The sequence below is a fragment of the Vibrio sp. 1457 genome (assembly GCF_033340195.1).
Lineage (GTDB): Bacteria > Pseudomonadota > Gammaproteobacteria > Enterobacterales > Vibrionaceae > Vibrio > Vibrio alginolyticus.
In genome coordinates this window covers 42513-51661 of the sequence record NZ_JAWOWA010000029.1, presented here as the reverse complement: position 1 = coordinate 51661, position 9149 = coordinate 42513, and the positions used below count along the sequence as shown (strand labels likewise).

Genomic DNA, 9149 nt, shown 5'->3' with positions numbered 1-9149 from the left:
ATGCCAGGCGACAACGTACAGATGACTGTAGAGCTAATCGCACCAATCGCAATGGACGAAGGTCTACGTTTCGCGATCCGTGAAGGTGGCCGTACAGTAGGTGCTGGTGTTGTTGCTAAGATCTTCGACTAATTCATAACGAATTAAACGAAATCTTGCACTGTTCTTCTTTTTGAAGAAAGCGCATCGAAAAGGGAAGCTTAGGCTTCCCTTTTTCATTTCTAGATTACATTTAGTTATAAGTGTTGAAATAAAAGACGTCACTTTTTCGATTTAAAAACAGAGTTTTACCGACTTTATTTCTTAACGCTTTTACTCACCCCTCTTAACCCTTTGATCTTTTCCTGCAGCGGTAAAATCGTTATAACCAAATATTCTGAGCGGACACCATAATGCGACTGGTAACAAGAACTATTCTTGTTTATATTGTTTGTCACAGATTAGTTTTATAGGTTTTTTGAGTATGTACGTTTGTCTTTGCCATGGTGTCTCCGACAAAAAAATCAGGAAGTTGGCGATAGATGAAGGCGTAACAGATATTAAAGGAATCAAAAAGTGCACGGCATTGGGCAGCCAATGTGGTAAGTGCATCAGACAGGCCAAGGAAATTTTAGCGGAAACTAGTTACACGGAATTTAAACAAGCCAGCTAATTGCTGTAAGTATGCAGTAATTATTTGCCTTACATTTTGACACCTTCTCATTTGCTTCTACATTTAAATGAAGCCAAAGAGGAGGGTTTTGTCATGAAAGGCGATCCAATCATCATTCAACATCTCAATAAAGTGCTCGGTAACGAGCTCGTCGCTATTAATCAGTATTTTCTTCATGCCCGAATGTATAAAGACTGGGGCTTAAAGCACCTAGCAGACAAGGAATATCACGAATCTATCGATGAGATGAAGCATGCCGATCATCTAATTGAGCGTATTTTGTTCCTTGAAGGCTTACCGAACCTACAAGATTTAGGTAAGTTGATGATTGGTGAAGATACCAAGGAAATGCTCGAGTGTGACTTAAAGCTTGAAATGGCGGCTATTCCAGATTTAAAAGATGCGATTGCCTACGCTGAAGACATTCGAGATTATGTGTCTCGAGATCTCTTCCAAGATATTCTTGAAGATGAAGAAGAACATGTTGATTGGCTAGAGACGCAACTTGGCTTGATTGAAATGTCTGGTATTGAGAATTATCTCCAAGCGCAATACGTGGACGAAGAGTAACGATACTTTCTGAGTTTGCATACTCCAATAATAGTAAGAAGAAAGAGCACCTGACTCGAAAATCGGGTGCTTAACCCCGTTATCTGGTCTAATCTCTTTTATTATCGGCTTTTTAAGGATATTGCTCGCAATCTTGCCTATGAAGTTTGATTTCTATCCGATAGAATTTATGCCCCCTTACCTAAAAATAAAAAAGAGAAACGTCCATGTCTGAAGACAACCACCAAGCAGCCACTCCAGAAGAAGAACATCGCCAAAAAGCATTGGATTACCATGCTTATCCAACTCCAGGAAAGATTGCTGTCGAACTGACAAAGCCTGCGGAAACGGCGGGTGATCTTGCCCTTGCATACAGCCCTGGTGTTGCAGAGCCAGTGCGTGAAATCGCACAAAACCCGGATAACGTGTACAAGTACACTGCAAAAGGGAACATGGTTGCTGTTATTTCTAACGGTACCGCTATTCTAGGTCTAGGTAACCTAGGTCCACTTGCATCTAAGCCTGTGATGGAAGGTAAAGCGTTACTGTTTAAGCGTTTTGCTGGTCTTGACTCTATTGATATTGAAGTTAAGCACCGCACGATCGATGAATTTGTGGATACTGTTGCGAGCATTGCAGACACTTTTGGCGGTATCAACCTTGAAGATATTAAAGCACCAGACTGTTTTGAGATTGAAAAACGTTTGATTGAGCGTTGTGATGTACCAGTATTCCACGATGATCAACATGGTACTGCTATTGTAACGGCAGCGGGTATGCTGAATGCAATCGAACTTCAAGGTAAGAAACTTGAAGATTCAACAATTGTTTGTCTTGGCGCTGGCGCTGCCGCTGTAGCGTGTATGGAGCTTCTGATCAAATGCGGTGCAATGCGCGAAAAAATCTACATGCTAGATCGCAAAGGTGTGATTCACACTCGTCGTGATGACCTTAATGAATATAAGCAGTTATTTGCGAACAATACAGATAAGCGCACACTAGAAGACGTAATTGAAGGTGCAGATCTGTTCCTAGGTGTATCTGGTCCAAACCTGTTGCCAGCGGAAGCGTTGAAGTTGATGGCTGATAAGCCAATCGTGTTCGCATGTTCTAACCCGGATCCTGAAATCAAGCCGGAACTTGCTCACGCAGTTCGTGATGACTTGATCATGGGTACTGGCCGTAGTGATTATCCTAACCAAGTTAACAACGTATTGTGTTTCCCATTCATTTTCCGTGGTGCTCTTGATGTGCGTGCAAGTGAAATCAATGATGAAATGAAACTTGCAGCCGTTGAGGCGATTCGCGAGCTAGCAAAAGAGCCTGTACCTGAAGCCGTATTGAAGGCTGCAGGTGTTGATAAGCTAGAGTTTGGTGCGGACTATATTATTCCAAAACCAATGGATTCACGTTTGCTACCGCGTGTTGCAAAAGCGGTTGCTCAGGCGGCGGTTAATTCAGGTGTAGCTCGTATCGAGATGCCTGAAAACTACATGGCAGAGTAATATATCTTTCAGGTGTGATACACAAAAATGGGACGCTATTGCGTCCCATTTTTTATGTCATTCATTTGGCTCGAGGCAAGAGTCATTACCTGAAACCTCTTATCAGGCTTTTTTATTCTTCGTCGAATGACTCAAATTCGATGCCCATTTCCGTCATCAGCGCTTTTACTTCTGTTGGAATATCATCAGGACGGTCTTTACGAAGGTCTTCATCTGTCGGAAGTGGCTGACCTGTGTACGCGTGCAAAAATGCCTCGCATAGCAATTCGCTATTGGTTGCATGGCGTAAGTTATTGATCTGACGGCGAGTACGCTCATCAGTTAGCACCTTTAAAACTTTTAGCGGGATAGAGACGGTAATTTTTTTTACTTGTTCGCTTTTTTTGCCGTGCTCTGCATATGGGCTAATGTATTCGCCATTCCAGTCAGCCATTGCACACCTTCATTTATGTAATCGGTTAAAAATAATTTAGGTGCTGATTTTAGCTGCATTTACCGCCATAAGCAAAGACATATAGACGTCTAGAAGTGTTGACGTCTCATTTTTTGACGAGTAAAGTGAACATAACAGCAAAGGAAGCGTGTTGATCACTTTATGTTACTCATTAGATATAGCGCATTCCTATTTAGAAGTCATTACCCGTGAAAGGATACACCCATGAGCACTCGCAAACCTGCGACCATTGCAGTACGCACTGGTATTGAATCAGACAGCCAATATCATGCTGTCGTTCCACCTATTTATCTTTCCACTAACTATGGTTTTCCTGCTTTTGGTGAAGTGCCCAAGTATGATTACACACGATCTGGTAATCCAAACCGCGGACTGTTGGAAAGTGCGCTATCTGAACTTGAGTCTGGAAAAGGAGCGGTTGTTACTAACTGCGGTACGTCGGCATTAAATTTATGGGTTTCCGCTTTTCTCGGCCCAGATGATCTCATTATTGCTCCTCACGATTGTTATGGTGGTACCTATCGTCTTTTTAATACCCGAGCTAACAAAGGCGATTTTAAGGTTCAGTTTGTCGATCAATCAGACGAACAGGCTTTAGATGCTGCATTGGCACAAAAACCAAAACTCATTTTGCTAGAAACTCCGTCAAACCCTCTGGTTCGCGTAGTGGATATTGCAGCTACTTGTGAAAAAGCGAAACAAGTCGGCGCGTTAGTTGCGGTGGACAATACCTTTTTGACACCCGTGTACCAAAAACCTTTAGAGCTAGGTGCGGATTTTGTTATCCACTCCACAACAAAGTACATCAACGGTCATTCGGACGTAATTGGTGGGGTAATCATCACCAACACAGAAGCGCATGCAGAAGAGCTTGCATGGTGGGGCAATTGTATTGGTGCAACGGGCACACCTTTCGATAGTTATATGACGCTGCGAGGTATTCGTACGCTTGGTGCTCGTATGAAAGTACATGAAGAGAGCTCACAGCAGGTACTGGCTTACCTACAGAAACAAGCGTTAGTTAAAACTATCTATCATCCAAGCCTGCCGGAACATCCAGGTCATGACATCGCTAAAAAGCAGCAAACGGGCTTTGGCTCTATGTTGAGTTTTGAGTTTGCTGGTTCGTTTGAACAGTTAAAGGTGTTTGTGAAAGAGCTCCAACTGTTTTCATTAGCAGAGTCATTAGGTGGTGTAGAAAGTTTGATTTGCCACCCAGCATCCATGACGCACCGTGCAATGGGTGAGGAGGCGCTGGCGGAGGCTGGGGTCTCTCATCAACTATTGCGTTTGTCTGTCGGTTTGGAAGATGCACAAGACCTCATCACAGATTTAGAACAAGCGTTCGCTAAAGCTACCCAGTAATAGGAGACGATAACAATGACTGTACAACGTCAGCTGCATAAGTTTGGTGGCAGTAGCTTAGCAAACCCAGAATGCTACTTACGCGTTGTGGGTATTCTCAAGGAGTATTCGACAGAAAATGATCTGGTGGTCGTCTCTGCTGCAGGAAAAACCACTAACCGCTTGATTGAGTTTTTGGAAGGGTTAAATAAAGATGGCCGAATTGCGCATGAAGCGCTTCAAAGCTTAAGACAGTTTCAAACTGAGCTAATAGAAAGCTTGTTGGAGAGTGAAGCAAAAGAAGAGCTGTTAGCTTTATTACATGATGAGTTCAGTACTCTCTCGGAGCTGACTGCACCACTCACTAATGCGCAAAAATCTGCGGTACTGGGACACGGAGAAGTATGGTCTGCTCGCCTATTGGCCGCGTTATTATCTCAACGTTCTATCCCTGCGGTTGCACAAGATGCACGAGCGTTTTTACGTGCAGAAGCGGGAACTCAACCAGAGGTTGATCGCGCTCGTTCATACCCTTTAATTAAAGAGATCCTCGCGCAGCATAACCATAAACGTGTGGTAATTACTGGATTTATGGCTCAGAACGAGGCAGGAGAAACCATTCTACTTGGTCGTAACGGCTCTGACTATTCTGCAACGGTCATAGGCGCGCTTGCTGAAGTCAGTACTGTCACGATTTGGAGTGATGTTGCTGGTGTCTATAGTGCCGATCCACGTTTGGTGTCTGACGCTTGTTTATTACCGTTACTTCGATTGGATGAAGCCAGTGAACTTGCTCGCTTAGCTGCCCCAGTGCTACACAGTCGTACGCTTCAGCCTGTGGCGCAAAGTACCATGGACCTTAATCTCAAGTGTAGCTATCTGCCAGAGTCGGGTTCTACTCGTATTGAGCGTGTATTGGCATCTGGTCGTGGCGCTAAAATTATTACTTCACTGGATGATGTTTTATTGGTGCAATTGTCTTTCATGCATGGGCACGACTTCGAAAAAACACAGAGTGATGTATTACAAGCGTTGCAGCGCGCGCAATTAGAGCCACTGGCATTTGAAGCTCAATCCGATCAGCACACGCTACGCTTGGCTTACACCGCAGAAATCGCCGGTGGTGCATTGAAACACTTGCAAGAGCTTGCGGTAGAGGCAGAAATTAAGCTAAAAGAAGGTTACTCGCTCTTAGCTGCGGTAGGTGCAGGCGTTACGAAAAACGCCAATCATTGCTTTGGCTTTTATCAGAAGCTAAAGCACTCTCCGGTAGAATTTATCTCTGAAACAGACTCAGGGCTGAGCCTAGTCGCTGTTTTGCGCCGTACTGATACCGAGACGTTGGTTCAAACGATTCATAGCCAGTTGTTCCAAGCGCAAAAACGCGTGGCAGTGGCTTTATGTGGCAAGGGTAATATTGGTTCTAGTTGGTTAAATTTATTTGCGACGCAAAAAAGTGAGCTCGAAAAACGTCATGGTATGAGCTTTGATCTTGTCGCGGTTGTGGATAGCCAAACCTATTGGTTCGATGAGCAAGGTATTGAGGCGGCGAGTGTTGCTGAACGATTTGATGATGAAAGCATAGCCAACAATGGGGATTGGCTGGCACGTTTGGGAGCGCTTAAAAGCTATGATGAAGCCGTCGTGCTTGATGTTACCGCGAGTAAAGAGTTAGCTCAGCGCTACGTAGAAATCGCACAGCAAGGCATTCATTTGATTTCCGCTAACAAAGTGGCCGGTTCCGCAGATAGTCAGTACTACCATCAGGTTCAAGATGCATTCGCTAAAATTGGTCGTCATTGGCTATACAACGCAACGGTTGGTGCTGGGTTACCGATAAACCATACCGTGCGAGATCTTCGTGAAAGTGGGGATGAAATCGTCGCTCTATCGGGTATTTTCTCGGGGACGCTATCATGGCTGTTCCAACAGTTTGATGGTTCTGTGCCATTTAATGATTTAGTCGATCTTGCTTGGCAGCAAGGTTTAACCGAACCTGATCCTCGTTCTGATTTAGATGGCTCCGATGTAATGCGCAAGTTAGTCATCTTGGCTCGAGAGTCGGGCCTAGATATAGAACCAGACAGCGTTAAAGTTGAGTCTTTGGTGCCAGAAGAATTAAGAGAACTGAGCTTAGATGATTTCTTCGATAATGGAGCGTTGTTGAGTGAAATACTTCAAGAGCGTCTGACAAAAGCACAGAGAAACGATCAAGTGCTTCGCTATGTGGCGCGTTTAGAAAAAAATGGTAAAGCAACGGTGGGAGTCGAAGCGTTATCTCGTGAGCACGCGCTCGCCAACTTATTGCCATGCGATAACATTTTTGCCATAGAGAGCAAGTGGTACAAAGATAACCCTCTGGTCATTCGAGGACCAGGCGCAGGCAGAGAAGTGACAGCCGGCGCTATTCAATCCGACCTCAACCGATTGGCTGGTTTATTTTAAAGTTGCGATTGACCTAAAAACCCTGGAATTAATCCAGGGTTTTTTATTCCCCTATCAGTGCCATACTGAAGTCATAACCCGTGCAAAATGGCGAGATGATGCTCAAGTAGAAACTTGAACTATCTTCATTATTAACTTGAGAAAAATTCATAATTACAAGGTTGACATTAAATCGTATTCAATACATTCTGTAGACATATAGACGTCCAAACGTCGATTTTAAGGATTTGTTTTCGTGGCGGAGTGCCGCAGGGAGAGTAAGATGGGATATACGCACGCAGGCCATATCGACGCCTTGAACCAGAATATTGCTGAGTTATCAGATAACATCAATGTATCGTTTGAGTTTTTTCCGCCAAGCAGCGCTAAGATGGAAGAAACACTTTGGAATTCAGTGCACCGTCTTAAAACGCTTCAACCTAAATTTGTTTCTGTGACTTACGGTGCGAACTCCGGCGAGCGTGACAGAACACACTCCATCATTAAAGAAATTAAAGCCACAACCGGATTGGTTGCCGCTCCCCATCTCACTTGTATTGATGCGACTCGTGAAGAGTTGATTAATATTGCCGATGATTATTGGAACAATGGTATTGAAAATATCGTCGCTCTGCGTGGTGATATTCCTCCAGGTGGCGGTGCGCCTGATATGTATGCCTCGGATTTGGTTGAGCTGCTGAAATCACGCCACGATTTCGATATCTCCGTTGCTGCATTCCCTGAGGTTCACCCTGAAGCTAAAAGCGCTCAGTCTGACTTATTGAACCTAAAACGTAAGGTAGATGCAGGTGCAAACCGTGCTATTACTCAGTTCTTTTTTGACGTTGAGTCTTACCTGCGATTCCGTGACCGTTGTGTCGCAGCAGGAATTGACGTAGAAATTGTGCCAGGAATTTTGCCTGTATCGAACTTTAAGCAAGCGTCTCGCTTTGCGGCACAGAACAATGTGAAAGTACCAGGATGGATGAGCAAACAATTCGATGGCTTGGATGATGATCCGGTGACTCGCCAGCTTGTAGGAGCTAGCCAAGCTATTGATATGGTGCGTGTACTGAGTCGTGAAGGGGTTAAGGACTTTCACTTCTACACGCTAAACCGTGCAGAGATGACTTACGCGTTATGTCATACGTTGGGTGTTCGTCCTCGCGCAGTAGTCGGTGCGTAAATCTGGTTTCAAAAGGATAAAAGGCTTGCCAAGTGGCAAGCCTTTTTCGTTTTATCAAAGCAAAAGGAGTTTAACCAATCACTTCAAGTTCAGTTAGAACTTCTTCTGCCCAAGTGATCCAAGTTTCACGTAACAGAAGGTTACGGCGAAGCGTTAGACGTTCTAGGCGAGCTTGTTTATCTAAAGTTGACGGCGTTGCGTAGTAAGCCGCTTCAATTTCTTTGTAGTGAGAAACCAGTTTGCGAGACTCTTCAACTAGCTCGGCGAGTTGGTCACGGAATGGAGCTGCAGGTTGAACGGCACATGCCATCAATTTCGCTGAAAACTCATCACGAACTGTTGGGTGTGCAGTTGGTTGATCAAACCACTCTCCTAAAGCGCTGCGACCAGCGTCTGTAATGGAGTAAACCTTGCGGTCTGGTTTGCCTTCTTGGGGTTCTAATACGCAAGTAACCAGTTCTTTCTCAGCCATTTTGTTGAGTTCACGGTACACCTGTTGGTGGCTTGCTTTCCAGAAGTAACCGATGCTAGCAGAGAATTCTTTAGTGATATCGTAACCGGTTGCGTCGCGAGTGCTAAGAACAGTTAAGATTACGTGTGGTAATGACATGTCTTCAATCCAAATGGTCAATAAACTTGTAAACAAGCTACTTATACTTTCAGCTGCGCTCTTACTGGCACTTGAGTTTTTTAATGTATAAGTAGCACCAACAATGTTGGTCCTGTCACCTTAAAGCCGTTTATCACCTAGAGAGATGGGGAGTCCCATCAAGGCTGGAGCAGGTATGATTGGATTTATGAGCTCTCAGCAGGCAAGTAGTATATAAATAATAAGCATGAAGTGGAATAGTAGGACAAAATTACCCTAAAAAACTAACATAATAATCAATAGTGTTAACTTGTGGTTTTTTGTTCTTTTATTTTGGTATTTTTTGGGTCTCTAGTAGTTTATTAAACTGCTTTTGTTTTGGTGCGATTATCCTGTGATAAAAAAAAGCTGAGCATTTGCCCAGCTTTTTATTAAAAATGAAACGA

At 44.0% G+C, this 9149-nt stretch carries 8 protein-coding genes and 1 pseudogene; 7 read left to right on the top strand and 2 right to left on the bottom strand.

The genetic code is table 11. The features are described 5' to 3' along the window. From tuf to R7Z41_RS21165, 4 genes and pseudogenes are all read left to right on the top strand, one after another. A pseudogene (tuf, locus tag R7Z41_RS21180) lies at positions 1-132 on the top strand (elongation factor Tu); the annotation flags it as partial. Positions 133-463: 331 nt separating this feature from the next. After that, the gene (locus tag R7Z41_RS21175; protein ID WP_005381360.1) at positions 464-652 is read left to right on the top strand and encodes a (2Fe-2S)-binding protein; all 189 of its coding nucleotides are present in this window, start codon (positions 464-466) and stop codon (positions 650-652) included. A gap of 93 nt (positions 653-745) precedes the next feature. Continuing rightward, a complete protein-coding gene (gene bfr, locus R7Z41_RS21170; RefSeq protein WP_005381359.1) occupies positions 746-1222 on the top strand; it encodes a bacterioferritin in 477 nt (158 codons plus the stop codon). Positions 1223-1428: 206 nt separating this feature from the next. Beyond that, entirely contained in the window at positions 1429-2706 is a 1278-nt protein-coding gene (locus R7Z41_RS21165; RefSeq protein ID WP_005381358.1) for a malic enzyme-like NAD(P)-binding protein, read from the top strand. Positions 2707-2818: 112 nt separating this feature from the next. Here the strand turns inward: R7Z41_RS21165 and metJ are convergent, their stop codons facing one another. Next, the gene (gene metJ, locus R7Z41_RS21160; RefSeq protein WP_005381353.1) at positions 2819-3139 is read right to left on the bottom strand and encodes a met regulon transcriptional regulator MetJ; all 321 of its coding nucleotides are present in this window, start codon (positions 3137-3139) and stop codon (positions 2819-2821) included. Positions 3140-3364: 225 nt separating this feature from the next. Between metJ and R7Z41_RS21155 the strand changes: the two genes are divergently transcribed. From R7Z41_RS21155 to metF, 3 genes are all read left to right on the top strand, one after another. Further along, the gene (locus R7Z41_RS21155) at positions 3365-4525 is read left to right on the top strand and encodes an O-succinylhomoserine (thiol)-lyase (protein WP_005381350.1); all 1161 of its coding nucleotides are present in this window, start codon (positions 3365-3367) and stop codon (positions 4523-4525) included. Positions 4526-4540: 15 nt separating this feature from the next. Further along, positions 4541-6949, top strand: a complete 2409-nt coding sequence (locus tag R7Z41_RS21150; RefSeq protein WP_053304153.1) for a bifunctional aspartate kinase/homoserine dehydrogenase II — start codon at positions 4541-4543, stop codon at positions 6947-6949. A gap of 262 nt (positions 6950-7211) precedes the next feature. Further along, positions 7212-8114 (top strand): methylenetetrahydrofolate reductase, encoded by a 903-nt coding sequence (gene metF / locus R7Z41_RS21145; RefSeq protein WP_005381345.1) that lies wholly within the window; start codon positions 7212-7214, stop codon positions 8112-8114. A gap of 70 nt (positions 8115-8184) precedes the next feature. On the opposite strand, the gene R7Z41_RS21140 is transcribed toward metF, so the two are convergent. Continuing rightward, entirely contained in the window at positions 8185-8724 is a 540-nt protein-coding gene (locus tag R7Z41_RS21140; protein WP_005382791.1) for a PadR family transcriptional regulator, read from the bottom strand. Positions 8725-9149 lie beyond the last annotated feature (425 nt).

Excerpts from the sequence above, each read along its gene's own strand:
- R7Z41_RS21175 (WP_005381360.1), top strand. The coding sequence starts at position 464 with ATGTACGTTTGTCTTTGCCATGGTGTCTCCGACAAAAAAATCAGGAAG.
- bfr (WP_005381359.1), top strand. The coding sequence starts at position 746 with ATGAAAGGCGATCCAATCATCATTCAACATCTCAATAAAGTGCTCGGT.
- R7Z41_RS21165 (WP_005381358.1), top strand. The coding sequence starts at position 1,429 with ATGTCTGAAGACAACCACCAAGCAGCCACTCCAGAAGAAGAACATCGC.
- metJ (WP_005381353.1), bottom strand. The coding sequence starts at position 3,139 with ATGGCTGACTGGAATGGCGAATACATTAGCCCATATGCAGAGCACGGC.
- R7Z41_RS21155 (WP_005381350.1), top strand. The coding sequence starts at position 3,365 with ATGAGCACTCGCAAACCTGCGACCATTGCAGTACGCACTGGTATTGAA.
- R7Z41_RS21150 (WP_053304153.1), top strand. The coding sequence starts at position 4,541 with ATGACTGTACAACGTCAGCTGCATAAGTTTGGTGGCAGTAGCTTAGCA.
- metF (WP_005381345.1), top strand. The coding sequence starts at position 7,212 with ATGGGATATACGCACGCAGGCCATATCGACGCCTTGAACCAGAATATT.
- R7Z41_RS21140 (WP_005382791.1), bottom strand. The coding sequence starts at position 8,724 with ATGTCATTACCACACGTAATCTTAACTGTTCTTAGCACTCGCGACGCA.